This is a genomic window from Brucella sp. NBRC 12950 (assembly GCF_030268145.1).
Classification (GTDB): domain Bacteria; phylum Pseudomonadota; class Alphaproteobacteria; order Rhizobiales; family Rhizobiaceae; genus Brucella.
Genome location: NZ_BSQC01000008.1, coordinates 269,740 through 285,111 on the forward strand (window position 1 = coordinate 269,740; position 15,372 = coordinate 285,111).

A 15,372-nucleotide genomic window follows, 5' to 3' on the forward strand; every position below is an offset into this window, starting at 1 on the left:
TAATTCATTTCGAGAATCAGAATTATCCAAATGCGCTTTTTCGCTATACTCGCCGCCTTTATTGTGGTCGTCTTCTCACCTGCGCTGGCTGCAAACCCGCTGCCGGTCGATGATGCTTTTCGTTTAAGTGTTGCGAAGGATGGCGACAACCGGCTCCTGCTTAACTGGCAGATTTCCGACGGCTATTATCTCTATCGCGATCATATCGAAGCAAAAGATGCGAAAGACGCAGCGCTCACCGTTGATACGCAACCGGGTATCGCCAAGGATGATCCGAATTTCGGACGGCTCGAAGTCTATTACACGCGAGCAAGTGCCAGTGTTCCGGCGGGTAGCGAACCCATTCAGCTGACCTATCAGGGGTGTCAGGAAGACGGTATCTGCTATCGCCCTGAAACCCGCACAATTGATCCGGTAACGCTCGCCGTTAGCTCTCAGATGGGCAAAGCCTTTACGAACGGCTCCGTGTTCACCGCCGCATCAACTCCCGCGGCTGAGAGCAAAGCTTTCGCGCTCGCCCCCGAAAAAGGCATGATCGAAAATCTTCTCGATCAGGGCGGTTCGGCACTGGTGATTGCAGCTTTCCTTGCTTTCGGTGTGCTGCTGGCCTTCACGCCTTGCGTGTTTCCAATCTATCCGATTGTCGCAGGAACGCTGGCGCGGGAAGGCGAAAAACTGACGGCGAAACGCGGCTTCGTGCTTTCCAGTACTTATGTGTTCAGCCTTGCGCTCGGGTTTGCTGTCGTCGGTGCAATTGCTGGCTGGTCGGGCCAGAATTTGCAAATGGTGCTGCAATCCAAATGGATGGCGCTTGCACTGGCTGGCATCTTCACATTGCTTGCCTTGTCGATGTTCGGCCTCTTCCAGCTACAGCTCCCATCTTCTTGGGTCAGTGCAATCTCGGCTAAAACCGGCCAACGCACCGGTTCCAAGCGCTCTGCCGCAATCCTCGGCTTTTCCTCGGTGCTGATTGTCGGCCCCTGCGTGACTGCACCTCTGGCTGGTGCGCTGCTCTATATCGCACAGACGGCCAACGTAGTACTCGGAGCCAGCGCGCTCTTCGCGCTTGGCATCGGTAAAGGTCTGCCGTTGATTGCTTTTGCGACGCTGGGTGCTGGCACCTTGCCGCGTGCAGGCGCGTGGATGGAGGCGGTCAAGCAGGTATTCGGCTTTGGTTTTCTCGCGACCGCGATTTTCATGGCTGCACCCTTGCTGCCATCGGGCGTGGATATGGTTTTATGGGCTTTGCTGCTGTTTGGCGTGGCGAGCTTCGCTTTCCTCAAAATCCCGGATCGCAGCGTTGTTGCGCGCACGATTGGTACTGCCGCCTTCGTTTATGGCGTTATTCTGATGCTCGGCGTGGCTTCCGGTGGTCGCGATCCATTGCAACCGCTGGCGGCATTGGTTAACCGTGATGTTAACCATAATTTGGCCGAGCTGCGATTCGCGCCGGTCGAAACGGTTTCTGCCCTTCAGGAAAAGCTGGATGCGGCGCGCGGCGATCAGCCGACGCTGGTCTATTTCACGGCAGATTGGTGCGTCAGCTGTTCCACTGTGGAGCGGCGCGTCCTGCCGGATGCAGGCGTGAAGAAAGCGCTGGGCGGATATCAGCTTATCAAGGCCGATGTCTCTGACCTGAATGCGGGCAATGCCGATCTCATGGCAAAGCTCAAAGTTGCAGGCCCGCCGACCATGGTTTTCTTCAACAATGCCAGCAAGGAACCTGAAGGTACACGCTTGGTTGGCGACGTTTCGTCGGCAACAATTGAACGTTCGGTCGGACTCATTAACGCCGGCCAGAAGCAAGGCTTTTAGGATTAATCATGGCTCGGGGACATTGGGGTTGGGGAAATTGACGACATATAATCAAATTGCAAAGGCAGCGCCGTCTCTGGCGCGGCTGATATTGATTGGCCTTATGCCTTTGGCAGTTGCGGCCTGTACTACGACATCCGACAGGCCTGTCGTTGTTAACATGCCCGAACCAGCGGTCGTCGCACCTGAGCCAGTGGCTGTTGCACCTGTCGTTGAGCCTCTACCGGAGCCGGAAGTTCAGACGGCAAAGAGCGAATATGAAGTGATGTACGGTGCTGTCACCGACGGCGGCAATCACATTGCAGCACTCGATCTCAGTAAAATTGCCGAACGCAATCTTCGCAAGCAGGTCAATTATCAGACCAGCCACCCGGTCGGCACAATCATTGTCGACCCCTATACGCGCTATCTTTATCTCGTGCAGCCCGGTGGCAAGGCCATGCGCTATTCCGTTGGCGTGGGCCGTGCTGGCCTGACCTTCAGCGGCGAGGCGCAGGTTGCTTACAAGGCGCAATGGCCACGCTGGACACCAACGCAGAATATGATCAAGCGCAATCCTGATCATTATGCGAAATACGCCAATGGTCTGGAAGGCGGCATTCGCAATCCGCTCGGCGCGCGTGCGCTCTATCTTTATCGCGATGGCAAAGACACGCTTTATCGCATCCATGGCACCAACGAACCCTGGTCAATCGGCAAGGCTGCTTCGTCGGGCTGTATCCGTCTTTTCAATCAGGACATTCTCGATCTTCATAAACGCGTATCCATTGGAAGCCGCGTTGTGGTCCTGAGCAAGACTCAATCTGCACAAGGAGAAAGCTGATGATGAACCGCCGCCAGATGCTCGCTACAACTGTAGCCGGTGCCGCAACGATTGCCATTTCTGGCGGCGAGAGCTTCGCCCAGCGTGTGCCGACAGTGGCCGATGTCCTTTATGACAAGGAAATCCCGGTCCTTGGTAATCCTAACGGCAACGTCACCATTGTTGAATATTTCGACTATCAGTGCCCTTACTGCAAAAAGGGCCATGCTGAGCTGATGCGCGTTGTTGAGAAAGACGGCAATGTGCGTCTGGTGCTCAAAGACTGGATCATTTTCGGTGACAATTCGGCCTATCCGGCGCGTCTGGTGCTGGCGGCAGAAAAGTCGGGAAATTACGTCAAGGCTATGGAAGCAATGATGCTGACGCCCGGTCGTCTGACCAAAGATCAGACCGATGCAGCCTTGAAGAAGGGTGGCCTTGATCCGAAGAAGCTTGAGGCCGATTACAAGGCGGATGCTGCGCGGATCGACGGCATTCTTGCGCGCAACATGGAGCAGGGCGAAGCGTTCAATTTTGGCGGTACGCCGTCCTTCGTTATCGGCACCCGGCTTTACGGAGGCGTGATGAACGAGCGGAGTCTGATCGACGCGATCAAGGAAGCGCGGAAGGCTTAAAGCGGTCGCAAAATTTGAAAGCAAGCAGCGGAGTGTTGTCAGTCTTGTTAAGCGTTAGCTTTCCTTCATAGTAAGAAGGATAACGGACATGAACCTGATGACACGCACGCTGACAAGCAACAATGACACTGATGAAAGCCGCTGGCTAAAAGTGCTGGCGCGCGACAAGGCATCAGATGGCGAATTCGTTTACGCTGTACGCACGACGGGCGTTTATTGCCGTCCATCATGTCCATCGCGGCGTGGTAAACGCGAAAATGTTCAGTTCTTTATGGTTGCCGAAGATGCAGAGCGGGCTGGCTTTCGCCCTTGTATGCGGTGCAAGCCGCATGTCGATGTAACGCTTGATGCGCAAAACAGTGCGCGCTATGCCGATATGGTTTCCGCCGCTTGCCGCTTCATCGAGAATGCCGATGAAGTTCCCGCACTGGAAGACATTGCGCGAGCTGCAGGGGCAAGTCCGGCGCATTTCCATCGCATTTTCAAAAGCTTCACAGGTCTCACGCCTAAAGCCTATGCCGATGCGCATCGTGCAGAGAAAATGCGCGCCGCCCTTAAATCCAGTGATAGCCGCGTGACGGACGCGATCTATGAAGCGGGTTACAATTCTTCCAGCCGCTTCTATGAAGCTTCAGATAAGATACTCGGCATGAAGCCAAAGGCTTTTAAATCTGGCGGTGAAAACGAAACCATCCGCTTTGCCATCGGACAATCCACACTTGGCGCCGTTCTGGTAGCGGAAAGCGGCAAGGGGGTCTGCGCCATTCTGATGGGCGATGATCCGCAGGAGCTGATTATCGATCTGGAAAAGCGGTTTCCGAAAGCGCAGCTCGTCGGTGCTGATCGCGACTTCGAGGATCACATTGCTCAGGTGATCGGCTTTGTTGAAAACCCCGGCATCGGATTCGATCTGCCGCTTGATTTAAGAGGCACAGCTTTCCAGCAGCGTGTCTGGCAAGCCTTGCGCGAAATCCCGGTTGGCAAAACTGTAAGCTATAGCGAACTCGCCGAGAGGATCGGTTTGCCAAAATCCACCAGAGCTGTGGCGCAGGCATGTGGTGCCAACAAGATTGCTGTTGCAGTTCCCTGTCATCGCGTTGTGCGCAATGATGGCGGCTTGTCCGGTTATCGCTGGGGCGTTGAGCGCAAGCGGGATCTGATCGAAAGAGAGCGCCAGTCATGAAAGAGAAACTGGCCTCTTACGACTGGCAGAAAATTGCAGATGAGCTGGATCAATTCGGCACCGCAACATTGGACCAGCTCTTTTCCAAAGATCAATGCAGTGAGATCGTCGGTCTTTATGACGCGTCTGACGCCTTTCGCTCGACGATTTCCATGGCAAGACATGGTTTTGGGCGTGGTGAGTACAAGTATTTCGCCAACCCGCTGCCTCAAATCATCGGGGCATCCCGCAAGGAATTGTATGGACGATTAAGTCCGATAGCCAATCGCTGGAGCGAACGTCTGAGAAGCGCGATGGAATATCCATCGAACCATGATGAGTATCTCGCAATGTGTCACGCTGCCGGGCAAACGCGCCCAACGCCACTGATCCTGCAATATGTCGAGGGCGATTATAATTGCCTGCATCAGGATCTTTACGGCGATCTGGCTTTTCCGCTTCAGGTTGCCGTGCTGTTGTCGCAGCCGGGTGAGGATTTTATGGGCGGTGAATTTGTGCTCACACAACAGCGTCCGCGTATGCAAAGTAGGGCCGAAGTTGTGCCTTTAAGGCGGGGAGATGCTGTGATTTTTGCGGTAAACGACAGGCCAATTTGTGGTACGCGTGGCGATTATAAGGCGAAAATGCGGCACGGCGTCAGTCGTTTGCGCTCCGGCAAGCGTCATACGCTGGGCATTATATTTCATGATGCACGATAAGGGGTTGCAACGTTTCAGTTGATGGCTTTTGATCGCGGCATAAGATCAAAGGAGTCGGAAATGAGCGTGACCATCTACGGTATCAAAGCCTGTGACACCATGAAGAAGGCACGCAGCTGGCTTGACGATCATGGCATTGATTACGCCTTTCACGATTACAAGAAGGAAGGCTTGGACGCTGCAACAATCGACCGCTTTCTCAAGGACATAGAGTGGGAAAAGCTGCTCAATCGTGCGGGCACAACCTTCCGCAAACTGCCCGAAGAAGAGCGTCAGAATGTTGATGCTGAAAAGGCCCGGGCTCTGATGCTGGCGCAGCCTTCCATGGTCAAGCGCCCTGTTCTCGAAAAAGATGGAAAGTTGACTGTCGGCTTCAAACCCGATCAATACGAGACGTTTTTCCAAGCTTGAGCATTGCTGTCGCTGCCATAGATTGACTGGTTCAAACTGACAGTTAGCAGGGCACTCAATCCATGCATAAGCGGATAGACAAGGTTCTTCAGCAATGGTCGGTCAGTTGGCGCGATGCGCTGATTGCCTCGATTGGTGGCGCGGTGGCTTGGCTTATCTGTCAGTGGATGCTCGGCCAGCCGCGCCCCGTATTTGCAATGGTTACGGCCGTTATCTGCCTTGCGCCCAATCTCCCCAATCACGGAAAACAGGCGATTGGCGTCATTACCGGCGTGACAACCGGCGTTGTGGTTGGCGAGCTTTCCCTGCTACTTCCGGAAACGATCCCGGTCCTGCATATGAGCGTTGTCACCTGCATTGCCATGGTGCTTGCAACAACCTTTGGTCTGGCCCCGGCAATCGCCATTCAGTCGGGCGTTTCCGCAATTCTGGTTCTGGCTATGGGGCCGCAGGTTGCCGGTATGACGCGCCTCATCGATGTTCTCGTGGGCGCGGGTGTCGGGCTCCTTTTCAGTCAGATACTGGCGACGCCCGATCCGGTGAGGCTCATCGACAGGGCTGTGCGGGGTCTGGTCGACAATATCTTGAAAGGCCTGAAACAGTCCGCGATTGCGCTTGAAAAACAGGATGTTGTCCACGCACAAAGTGCCATCAACCAGTTCACGCAAGCACAACGCGCGGTCAATGCGCTGGGTGATGGCATAGCGCTCGCGCGATCCAATGCGCGCTGGTCGTTGCGTGGAAGGCTCGTCGCGCGCGAAGTTAGTGAAATGGCGGGCCGCTATGATCGTCGCGGCATCCGGCTTTATGCATCGGCACTGTTGTTTGGTGAAGCACTCGGCAATGCGCTGCGCAAAAAGGAAGCCTCGCCGCCGGAATGGATTGCACAGTCATTGCAATCGGTTATCCATAATTGCAATCTGGATGAAGGCGAGACGCCGGAACGCTTGCCTCCGGTGCCGCAGGATATTGATTTCAGCTGGCGTGATACGGCTTTCCGCCTGCAATCGGTGAATGAAACGCTGTTACATTTTCTGCATTCGGCCCAGCCTGACAGTGTGCCTGTACGGCGGCCAAAGCCAAATGCAGATGTGCCAACGGTATGACTTCCGCATTTAGCCATAATCCAACCAGATTGAAGCGGGTTCAAATGCCGGAAAGTTGAACTGAATTCGAGTGATTGATCCCATCAGAAAAATTCAATTGTATGCGTTCGCGCGAAGCGTATTTTCCCCGCCATGAATAAGACACTCCCCCAGACCTATCCGCACCAGATTGCACTCCGTTATGCCTTTGGCGGTTTCCTCGCCATGATCACGGCGATGGGTATTGGCCGCTTCATTTATACGCCAATTCTTCCCGGCATGATGTCAGCTGTGGGCTTTAATGCCGCTGATGCGGGGTTCATCGCATCGGCCAACTATGTTGGCTATCTGCTTGGGGCAGTTGTTGGGGGCTATGGCTGGTCCGCGGGGATTGAACGCTTGAGCGTGCTTGTGGGGCTGATTATCAGTGCCGTGCTTTGCGCGCTCATGGCGGTGGTCGATGGTGTATGGCTGTTTTCAATCATTCGCTTTGCGGCAGGTTTTATCAGTGCTGTCACCATGATCCTCGCAACTGCAATCGTGCTGAGCCATATCACGGCTGCAGAGCGGGCAGGGCTCGGTGCATTGCACTTCGGCGGCGTTGGAGCAGGCATTGCACTGTCGGCGGTCCTGGTGGCGGTCATTCGACTGTCCGGTCTCGGCTGGAAAGCAGACTGGATTGGCGCTGCTGTTTTGAGCGTGATCATGGCCGTTTTTGTGGCCTATCTCGTTAAGGAAGGGCCGGTTGGCGGCACGAATGGGAAGCGTGAACCGGCTTTGCCAAACAGCTTCGCTTTCAACGCAATTGCACTGGCCTATGGCATTTTCGGCTTTGGCTATGTGATCACGGCGACATTTATCATTGCCATCGTACGATCCAATGACGGCGGGCCGCTGATGGAAGCGGCGGTCTGGGTCATAACCGGATTATGTGCGGCGCCGTCAATCTGGCTTTGGTCGCCTGCCATCAGAAAGTTCGGGTTGTTCTCCGCCTTTGCACTCACTGCCATATTGGAAGCGATTGGCGTTGCAGCAAGTGTGGTGTTGCCCGCACCTTTTGGCCCGCTGATTGGTGGTGCATTGCTGGGTTTGACGTTTATGGCGCTGACCGCCTTCGGTCTTCAGGCTGCGCGCGTTCTTGCACCGCATTCGCCAAAGCGCGCGCTGGGGCGCATGACAGTCTGCTTCAGTCTAGGCCAGATTGCAGGGCCACTGGTTGCCGGCTTCATGGCGCAACATTCCGGCTCGTTTACCCTGCCAAGTCTGATCGCCGCTTTTGCATTGATTGTCACGGCTGTCATAGGTCTTGCTGCGGGCAAAGCTGCCAAGTAACCGGAAACCTTACAAAAATTTAACTGGTAAAGAATGGGGGAGAGGCATTTCATAAATGCAGAATTGCATTTTTGGATTTCCCCCGATGTTCGTATCGTTTTTTCCGCGCCCCAAACTGTTTTTTTCGTCAGCACTTCTCTGGACACTTCTGGCTGTGATTGGCTGGTATGATGGGGGAAGCAATCTTGGACGATTCATAGGCCTGCCGCCCGCAGCAGCAGATGCGGCGCCAATCATCGGCGCGAGTGTCTTCTGGTCCGCACCATTTTTGTGGTTCTACATTTATTTCGCAGTCGCTGTGTTTGCGTTCTATGCTTTCTGGAGCGCATTCTCACCGCATCGCTGGCAGCGCTGGTCTGTCCTTGGTTCAGCATTGATCCTGTTTACGACCTATTTCGGCGTTCAGGTCAGTGTCGCGATCAATGCCTGGTATGGACCTTTCTACGATATGGTGCAGAAAGGGCTGAGCACACCGGGCGCCGTTTCCGCTGCCGATTTCTATTGGGGTGCAGTGGATTTTGCCGGGATCGCTTTTCTTGCCATAACAGTCGGCGTGGTCAGCTTGTTCTTTGTCAGCCATTATATCTTCCGCTGGCGAACGGCTATGAATGATTATTACATGCTGCACTGGCAGAAGCTGCGCCACATCGAAGGTGCTGCGCAGCGTGTGCAGGAAGATACGATGCGCTTTTCTTCCACGCTGGAACAGCTGGGCGTCAGCCTTGTAAAGTCGATCATGACGCTGATTGCCTTCTTACCGGTGCTGTTCACTTTCTCCGAAAAGGTTAGCGAACTTCCAATAGTTGGCGTAATTCCTCATGCGCTGGTCTGGGCCGCAATCGTTTGGGCAATCTTTGGAACCGGCTTTCTCGCGCTTGTTGGTATCAAGTTACCCGGGCTGGAGTTCAATAATCAGCGGGTGGAAGCAGCCTATCGTAAGGAACTGGTTTATGGCGAAGATCATGCCGATCGCGCTGAGCCTGTTACAATGCGCGAGCTTTTCACAAACGTTCGCCACAACTATTTCCGGCTTTATTTCCACTATGTCTATTTCAACGTGGCGCGTATTTTCTATCTGCAGGCGGACAATATTTTTCCGCTTCTGCTGTTAATACCGTCAATTGTTGCAGGTAAGCTGACGCTCGGTTTGATGAGCCAGATTTCCAATGTGTTCGATCAGGTACGCGGCTCTTTCCAGTATCTCGTCAATTCGTGGACGACGATTATTGAGCTTCTGTCGATCTATAAGCGTCTGCGCAGCTTTGAAGCTGCTATCGATGGCGGTCCGCTACCTGTTCTGGATCAGGAAAATCTGGGGCTGTCGGCATGAGGCCGACAGCAAAAAGTCGTTCTATGATCTGTTTTGAACAGCGTGGTTGTTAGGCATATCGATGCTGTTGAGATAGTCATTATAGGTCGTGCATTTTACATCCGGCTTGTTGCAGACTTCAGAAACGAGACGTTCCATGGCCCGCCAGTAGGCGCCATCATTCATCAGTACGAAATGAAAGCCGAGCTGTAGAGGAATGCGTTCACCATCATATTGCTTGTCGAATGCCGTGCGGAAAGCCTTATAGGCGCGGTCTTCAAATTCGGCTGATTGGGCGGGTGCTTCCTTGCCCTTGGAATGGCGGACGTAGAGATTGTAATCCATGCCAACAATAAGCCGCTGCGATGGTCCCTCCGGGATCAGCGGCAAGCCAAAAGACGCGAACTGGCCGGTTATTTGAGGCAACTCTGGTCCGCGGGTGATGGACGATGCCTGATAGCGAAAACCATTGGCTTTCAATGCATCCTGAACGGGCTTGGATGCGGCAAGATAGGGTGCGCGGAAGCCGTTTATGCCATTGTGGGCTAGCTCCTGCCAGCCCTCGGGTTCGCCTTCAATGCCGTTATTCTTGTAAGCATCGGCAGTAATGCGACGGAATTCCTTGATTTCCTTGTCCCAGTCAGCGGTTGACCAGTCGGTGCCGTCAAAGTGTCCGCAGCCGTGACTTGCGATTTCGTTGCCCTCAAGATGCGCCTGCCAGATATTGCCAAGACGAGCCACAACCTCATCGTGACTGAGTGCAAAGCCGACATTGGATGCACCAGCACGTTTATGTGGGGGCTGATAGTCGCGCCGGTCTTTCTTGGTCATCAGGAAGACGCAGGAGAGAAAATAGGTGAAATGCGCGTTGTTGTTTTTCGCCAGTTCCCGCGAGCGTGTCCAGAGCTTGTTATCATGCGCGCCATCAAACGAAATCAGCACATATTGCGGCTTCGTTGTTTCGGCGATTGTGGGGCTTGCAGCAAGTGCGGAAGCAATAAGCACGGCGGGAGTGATGAGGCGCATGGGGGAATGAACGCAATCTGACTGGAAAAGTTGCCTGTTAGTCACAAAATATGGCGAAGCTCAGACAGAAATGCATATTGTTTCTATGACAGGTCTTACATATGGCGCGAATTCCGACTAAAAGCGCCAGAACATACAAATTAAGATCAACGAATTTTCGAGCGCGGCTCCACAAGTGCTGCACTCCAATAAAAACGGCAGGTCCATGGCAGACGACAGTTTCATTCGCGAGGTAAACGAGGAACTCCGTTCGGAACGGGCAAAACAGGTTTGGAAAAACTTCGGCCCACTGCTGATCGGCGGTGCGGTTGCGGTTGTTATCGGAACCGCTGCCTGGGTTGGTTATCAGCACTGGACCGACAGCAAAGCTTCTGCTTCCGGTGACAAGTTCCTGGCAGCACTTGATCTCGCCGCTTCCGGCAAGAACGATGAAGCCATTGCAGCGCTCGATGATCTGGAAAAGACCGGTTACGGTTCTTATCCGGTTCTGGCACGTATGCGTGCGGCCTCTGTTCAGGCTGCAAAGGGTGACGCGGCTGCAGCGGTTGCCGCATTTGACGCGGTCGCTGCAGATAATGCAGTGCCGTCACCGATGCGCGATGTCGCTCGCTTGCGCGCAGCCTATCTGCTCGTTGATTCTGGTTCTTATGATGATGTCGCAAAGCGCGTTGAAACGCTTTCGGCAGATGGCAATCCAATGCGTTCCGGCGCGCGTGAAGCGCTGGGCCTTGCTGCTTGGAAGGCAGAGCGTTTCGACGATGCTGCCAAGCTCTATCAGCAGATTGCCAATGACAATCTGGCGCCGGCAAATATCCGCCAGCGCGCCAATACAATGCTTGATCTCATGCGCGGCGCTGGCGTTACTGTGCCAGAAGCTCAACAGGGCTAATCCGCGTTTATCTTCGGAGTAATACGAACCTATGGGTTTCACTCTCGCCATCGTCGGGCGTCCCAATGTCGGCAAGTCCACACTGTTTAATCGCCTCGTCGGCCGCAAGCTGGCGCTGGTCGATGACTTGCCGGGCGTTACGCGCGACCGGCGCATCCATGATGCAAAGCTTTACGATCTGAAGTTTCAGGTAATCGATACGGCTGGCCTTGAAGAAGCTGCAAACGATAGTCTGGAAGCGCGTATGCGCGCGCAGACCGAAGCGGCCATTCAGGAAGCCGACGCGATCCTGTTTGTGATCGATGCTAAAGCTGGCATTACACCAACCGATGCGACTTTCGCTGAAGTTGTACGTCGTTCAGGCCGTCCGGTCGTTCTGGTTGCCAACAAGTCGGAAGCTCGCGGCGCGCAGTCGGGTCTTTATGATGCTTTCCAGCTTGGTCTTGGTGAGCCGTGCCCGATTTCTGCTGAACATGGTCAGGGTATGCCTGACCTTCGCGATGCTATCGTCGAACTTCTGGGTGAAGAACGCGTCTTTGCCGATGAGAAGGAAGAGGAAGCTGCTGACGAAGTCTTTACACCAAAGGCTGTTGGCGAGCTGATCGGCGACGATATTGAAGACCCGGATGAAGAAGAAATTCCGGCTTACGACGCTACCAAGCCTCTGCGCATTGCCATTGTCGGACGTCCGAATGCGGGCAAGTCCACGATGATCAACACGATGCTCGGCGAAGACCGTCTTCTGACCGGTCCGGAAGCTGGCATCACGCGCGATTCCATTTCGGTTGATTGGGAATGGCGTGGCCGTAAGATCAAGCTTTACGACACGGCTGGTTTGCGCCGCAAATCGCGCGTTCAGGAAAAGCTTGAAAAGCTTTCCGTTGCCGATGGCCTGCGCGCTATTCGCTTTGCGGAAGTGGTTATCATCGTTCTCGATGCGACGATCCCGTTTGAAAAGCAGGATCTGCAGATCGCCGATCTTATTATCCGCGAAGGCCGCGCGCCTATCATCGCGTTTAACAAGTGGGATTTGATCGAAGACCGCCAGATGGTTCTGGCTGATCTTTACGAAAAGACTGCGCGTCTGCTGCCGCAGGTGCGTGGTATTCGCGCTGTGCCGATTTCCGGTGAGCGCGGTCAGGGCCTCGACAAGCTTATGGAAAACCTTGTCGCTACCCACGAAATATGGAACCGTCGTATTTCGACAGGTCGCCTCAATCGCTGGCTTGCGGGCGTTATTGCGCATCAGCCACCTCCGGCTGTTTCTGGTCGTCGCCTGAAGGTCAAGTATATGACGCAAGTGAAGACCCGTCCGCCGGGCTTCGTTGTGAACTGCTCGCGCCCAGATGCAATGCCACAATCCTATGTACGCTATCTGGTAAATGGCTTGCGTGAGACATTCGAAATGCCGGGCGTGCCGATCCGCTTGTCGCTGACGACATCGGAAAATCCGTTTGCCGGTCGCGCAAAGAAGAAGAGATAAGCAAAAGCCCGGTCGCAAAACCGGGCTTTTTTAATTTCATGACTTTTTATGTTTATGATCAAGGATGCAACTGTGCGCCCTTGATCGCTTTGTCGATGTCTTTCTTGGGGCCATGAAGAGCGAGGCCGACCAGATCCGGTGTATCGGCATTTTCGGCGCGGAAGACTTCGCGATTGGCAACATCGTGGCCGGTTGCAAACATCGCACGGACATAGGCTGCACGCGTTAAATCCCGTTGCAGGGATTGCTGCCATGCGCGTTGAAGAATTTCGAGTGATGCCGAGAAAACGACCACCGGCTGGCTGAACAGACGGGCATGTTCCCGCCCGAGCGCATCCACATATGGCTCGCCAATGCCATTTGGAACTGCACCGGCTATACCAGAGGCCAGAAAAGCCGTGACATTGAGTTTCTGCCACATTTGCAGATCGCTTTGCACCAGAATGGCAATTTTTGTATCGAAAATCATAGGATGCTCCTTTTAAAAAGCGCATCCGGAAAAGTGTGAAATTGTTTTCGGAAAAGATGCGCGCTCAAAATGGAGCAGGTAGCGTAGCTAACACGGCAAATCTGGAACGTTTGTGCGCCCACGACGATATTGTGCTGGCGTTAGCCCATAAGCGCGTCGAAACCATCGGCCCATATGGCTTTGATCGGCAAAGCCACTCAGCATGGCGGCCTGTGCAGGCGTTTCCTGCTCACGCAATAACCGACGTGCAGCAGCGAGCCGCAATTGCACCAGATAGGCGTGCAGCGAGGTTCCGTAGCGGCGTCGAAAACTGCGCGAAAGGGAGAAGCAATCGGTCGCGCCGACGGCTTCGACCAATTGCTCAAGTCCGATATCTTCTTCAAAATGTGCGCGGAGATAGTCCATCGCCCGTGCAGAAATATCAGATGCGATAATGTCAGGCTTAGGCTCTGCTCGTCCGAGATGTCTGCAAAGAAGTGCAATGATTTGGTCGCGGCTTTCTTCAACCGACAGCCGTGGTGCGGCTTCAATAATCAGACTTGTGGTTCGCATCACTGCCTGCGCCAGTTGAGGGTCGTCGGTTAATGTGCTGCGAAATCCGATTGCAGCATCGTTGCCACCCATTTCCTGTCTAATCAGCGATTGCGGCAGATAAAGCATGGAATAGGCAAAGCCATCGTCCTGAATAGCCTGCCCATCATGCAATTCGCCCGGCTCAATGAGCATAATCTTGCCAGTGGTACTCTGACGTCGCTGTCCGCGACAGAAAAAATCCTGCACACCATAATGCGTCACGCCCACCAGCCATTCATCGTGGAAATGCATGTCATAGGCATGGCTATGAAACCGCGCACCCAAAGCTTCAAGCCCGGTTGTCTGATCGCGCCGGAGCTGAAAAGCATCGCGCTCCGTATGATGGGTCTTAACCAAACACGCCACCTTCATCAGCATCGACAGTGATCGATAATGTGACATGACGTGGGCGGGTGAGGGCAAAGAGCACGGATTCGACGATATCGCGACTGGTGGCCGCTTGGCCTTTCTGACGATGGGCCGAAGCTTCCCAACTATTATCCAGTGGCGAAGCGTCTTCGAGATATGGTGGATGAACGACGATGGAACGGACAGGTGTTCCCGCAAGCTTTTGCCGCAGGCCATCCGCGAGTGCGGCCTGCGCGCGCTTCGCGGCATAGAAAGGCACCGAAACAGTCTGTAACGGCGCGTTGGGCAAACCACTGATCGAGCCGATTGTTACGATATCCGGGCTGTTTGAATTATTGAGTGTAGGCAGAAGCCCCTGTGTAAACAGGAACGTTCCTGTGACAGCGGCATTGATGACACCTGCAACTTCCGCTTCTGAATAGTCTTCCTGTCTGTCTTCAAGCCACATCGCGCCGTTGTTTACGAGAATGTCGATTGCAGGATAGCTCGCTTTAATGGCGTCGATGGCAGCCGTGACGCTTGCCATATCGGCGAGATCAACCTGCACGGTATCAACTCTGCGTCCGGTATGTTTTGTAATCTTATCGGCAGTCTCTTCGAGAGCTTTCAGACTGCGTCCGCAAAGCACGACATTGCATCCGGCCTCGGCCAGTGAGAAGGCGAGCGCTGCGCCAAGGCCGCGGGCAGCACCTGTTACAACGGCGGTGGTTCCTTCAAAGCGGGACATAGGCTCTCCAGTCATTTTGTATGCGATGCGTTCTGCGTCGAATTATAGCATTTCCAGCAAAAGTGCGAAGCGGTTTTGCGTCGGATAATGCGTAAAAACAAATAGTTACAGTGGTTCCAACGATTCATTTCTAACTGGAACCGCTGTATGTGCGGATAGATAGTGCGAATGGAAGCGCGATGCGAGCTTTGAAAAGCCCCCTCCCACAAGTGTTACAGCAGATAGGCTTCCTCATTGACCGAATCAGTAGTATAGTCCCCTATACTATATCTTCAGCAGCAGGTTCTCATGTCGCACACCATCCACCAGAAGGAAAAGCTCATTGCCCGCGTTCGCCGCATCAAGGGGCAGCTCGAAGGCGTTGAGCGCGCACTGGCTTCGGAAGCAGCCTGTGCCGAAGTGTTGCGGCAGCTTGCATCAGCGCGCGGAGCGCTGACCGGACTGACAGCGGAGGTGATGGAGGATCATCTGCGTGAACATGTTGTCGAAATCGACGACGCTGGTGAACGTCGAAAGGGTGGTGACGAGATGATCGAAGTCATCCGCGCCTATATGAAATAGCAAGG

16 protein-coding genes are annotated in these 15,372 nt (G+C 54.1%); 12 read left to right on the plus strand and 4 right to left on the minus strand.

Annotation, left to right across the window (positions count from 1 at the left end; translation table 11 throughout):
• Positions 1 to 30 precede the first annotated feature (30 nt).
• The 9 genes from dsbD (at position 31) to sbmA (ending at position 9,291) form a co-directional block, all read left to right on the plus strand.
• Positions 31 to 1,815, plus strand: a complete 1,785-nt coding sequence (gene dsbD, locus QSJ70_RS15485) for a protein-disulfide reductase DsbD (protein ID WP_285537642.1) — start codon at positions 31 to 33, stop codon at positions 1,813 to 1,815.
• Between the two features lie 37 nt (positions 1,816 to 1,852).
• Entirely contained in the window at positions 1,853 to 2,638 is a 786-nt protein-coding gene (locus QSJ70_RS15490; protein WP_285537644.1) for a L,D-transpeptidase, read from the plus strand.
• On the plus strand, positions 2,638 to 3,252 hold the full coding sequence (locus tag QSJ70_RS15495; protein ID WP_007873619.1) for a DsbA family protein: 615 nt from the start codon (positions 2,638 to 2,640) through the stop codon (positions 3,250 to 3,252). The genes QSJ70_RS15490 and QSJ70_RS15495 overlap by 1 nt, the downstream gene beginning before the upstream one ends.
• A gap of 88 nt (positions 3,253 to 3,340) precedes the next feature.
• Complete coding sequence (ada, locus tag QSJ70_RS15500; RefSeq protein WP_285537647.1) at positions 3,341 to 4,435, plus strand: bifunctional DNA-binding transcriptional regulator/O6-methylguanine-DNA methyltransferase Ada; 1,095 nt, start codon at positions 3,341 to 3,343, stop codon at positions 4,433 to 4,435.
• Positions 4,432 to 5,133, plus strand: a complete 702-nt coding sequence (locus QSJ70_RS15505) for a 2OG-Fe(II) oxygenase (RefSeq protein ID WP_285537649.1) — start codon at positions 4,432 to 4,434, stop codon at positions 5,131 to 5,133. Before ada ends, QSJ70_RS15505 begins: the two co-directional genes overlap by 4 nt.
• Positions 5,134 to 5,193: 60 nt before the next feature.
• A complete protein-coding gene (locus QSJ70_RS15510) occupies positions 5,194 to 5,544 on the plus strand; it encodes an ArsC family reductase (RefSeq protein WP_151561713.1) in 351 nt (116 codons plus the stop codon).
• A gap of 62 nt (positions 5,545 to 5,606) precedes the next feature.
• Positions 5,607 to 6,650: an FUSC family protein gene (locus tag QSJ70_RS15515; RefSeq protein WP_285537653.1), complete on the plus strand. Its 1,044-nt coding sequence runs from the start codon at positions 5,607 to 5,609 to the stop codon at positions 6,648 to 6,650.
• A 132-nt stretch (positions 6,651 to 6,782) separates the two neighbouring features.
• Complete coding sequence (locus QSJ70_RS15520; RefSeq protein ID WP_105518195.1) at positions 6,783 to 7,961, plus strand: YbfB/YjiJ family MFS transporter; 1,179 nt, start codon at positions 6,783 to 6,785, stop codon at positions 7,959 to 7,961.
• An 85-nt stretch (positions 7,962 to 8,046) separates the two neighbouring features.
• Positions 8,047 to 9,291, plus strand: coding sequence for a peptide antibiotic transporter SbmA (gene sbmA / locus QSJ70_RS15525; protein ID WP_039859523.1), 1,245 nt, complete (start codon positions 8,047 to 8,049; stop codon positions 9,289 to 9,291).
• Positions 9,292 to 9,312: 21 nt separating this feature from the next.
• Here sbmA and QSJ70_RS15530 read toward each other — a convergent pair whose 3' ends face one another.
• Positions 9,313 to 10,296 carry a polysaccharide deacetylase family protein gene (locus QSJ70_RS15530; RefSeq protein WP_285537657.1) on the minus strand — a complete coding sequence of 328 codons (984 nt, stop codon included), beginning with the start codon at positions 10,294 to 10,296 and terminating at the stop codon, positions 9,313 to 9,315.
• A gap of 205 nt (positions 10,297 to 10,501) precedes the next feature.
• On the opposite strand from QSJ70_RS15530, the gene QSJ70_RS15535 reads away from it, so the two are divergent.
• Both QSJ70_RS15535 and der read left to right on the plus strand, forming a co-directional pair.
• On the plus strand, positions 10,502 to 11,185 hold the full coding sequence (locus QSJ70_RS15535; RefSeq protein WP_094543528.1) for a tetratricopeptide repeat protein: 684 nt from the start codon (positions 10,502 to 10,504) through the stop codon (positions 11,183 to 11,185).
• A 31-nt stretch (positions 11,186 to 11,216) separates the two neighbouring features.
• Positions 11,217 to 12,668 carry a ribosome biogenesis GTPase Der gene (der, locus tag QSJ70_RS15540; RefSeq protein WP_064320216.1) on the plus strand — a complete coding sequence of 484 codons (1,452 nt, stop codon included), beginning with the start codon at positions 11,217 to 11,219 and terminating at the stop codon, positions 12,666 to 12,668.
• Between the two features lie 58 nt (positions 12,669 to 12,726).
• On the opposite strand, the gene QSJ70_RS15545 is transcribed toward der, so the two are convergent.
• From QSJ70_RS15545 to QSJ70_RS15555, 3 genes are all read right to left on the minus strand, one after another.
• Complete coding sequence (locus tag QSJ70_RS15545) at positions 12,727 to 13,137, minus strand: DUF2000 domain-containing protein (RefSeq protein ID WP_352231007.1); 411 nt, start codon at positions 13,135 to 13,137, stop codon at positions 12,727 to 12,729.
• 87 nt (positions 13,138 to 13,224) lie between these two features.
• Positions 13,225 to 14,067, minus strand: coding sequence for an AraC family transcriptional regulator (locus QSJ70_RS15550; RefSeq protein ID WP_285537661.1), 843 nt, complete (start codon positions 14,065 to 14,067; stop codon positions 13,225 to 13,227).
• Positions 14,060 to 14,806: an SDR family oxidoreductase gene (locus QSJ70_RS15555; protein ID WP_285537663.1), complete on the minus strand. Its 747-nt coding sequence runs from the start codon at positions 14,804 to 14,806 to the stop codon at positions 14,060 to 14,062. Before QSJ70_RS15555 ends, QSJ70_RS15550 begins: the two co-directional genes overlap by 8 nt.
• Positions 14,807 to 15,094: 288 nt before the next feature.
• Here QSJ70_RS15555 and QSJ70_RS15560 point away from each other — a divergent pair, with 288 nt between their 5' ends.
• On the plus strand, positions 15,095 to 15,367 hold the full coding sequence (locus QSJ70_RS15560) for a metal/formaldehyde-sensitive transcriptional repressor (RefSeq protein ID WP_007873656.1): 273 nt from the start codon (positions 15,095 to 15,097) through the stop codon (positions 15,365 to 15,367).
• Positions 15,368 to 15,372 lie beyond the last annotated feature (5 nt).

Coding starts and splice junctions, on each gene's coding strand:
- dsbD (WP_285537642.1), top strand. CDS start 31: ATGCGCTTTTTCGCTATACTCGCCGCCTTTATTGTGGTCGTCTTCTCA.
- QSJ70_RS15495 (WP_007873619.1), top strand. CDS start 2,638: ATGATGAACCGCCGCCAGATGCTCGCTACAACTGTAGCCGGTGCCGCA.
- ada (WP_285537647.1), top strand. CDS start 3,341: ATGAACCTGATGACACGCACGCTGACAAGCAACAATGACACTGATGAA.
- QSJ70_RS15505 (WP_285537649.1), top strand. CDS start 4,432: ATGAAAGAGAAACTGGCCTCTTACGACTGGCAGAAAATTGCAGATGAG.
- QSJ70_RS15510 (WP_151561713.1), top strand. CDS start 5,194: ATGAGCGTGACCATCTACGGTATCAAAGCCTGTGACACCATGAAGAAG.
- QSJ70_RS15515 (WP_285537653.1), top strand. CDS start 5,607: ATGCATAAGCGGATAGACAAGGTTCTTCAGCAATGGTCGGTCAGTTGG.
- QSJ70_RS15520 (WP_105518195.1), top strand. CDS start 6,783: ATGAATAAGACACTCCCCCAGACCTATCCGCACCAGATTGCACTCCGT.
- sbmA (WP_039859523.1), top strand. CDS start 8,047: ATGTTCGTATCGTTTTTTCCGCGCCCCAAACTGTTTTTTTCGTCAGCA.
- QSJ70_RS15530 (WP_285537657.1), bottom strand. CDS start 10,296: ATGCGCCTCATCACTCCCGCCGTGCTTATTGCTTCCGCACTTGCTGCA.
- QSJ70_RS15535 (WP_094543528.1), top strand. CDS start 10,502: ATGGCAGACGACAGTTTCATTCGCGAGGTAAACGAGGAACTCCGTTCG.
- der (WP_064320216.1), top strand. CDS start 11,217: ATGGGTTTCACTCTCGCCATCGTCGGGCGTCCCAATGTCGGCAAGTCC.
- QSJ70_RS15545 (WP_352231007.1), bottom strand. CDS start 13,137: ATGATTTTCGATACAAAAATTGCCATTCTGGTGCAAAGCGATCTGCAA.
- QSJ70_RS15555 (WP_285537663.1), bottom strand. CDS start 14,806: ATGTCCCGCTTTGAAGGAACCACCGCCGTTGTAACAGGTGCTGCCCGC.
- QSJ70_RS15560 (WP_007873656.1), top strand. CDS start 15,095: ATGTCGCACACCATCCACCAGAAGGAAAAGCTCATTGCCCGCGTTCGC.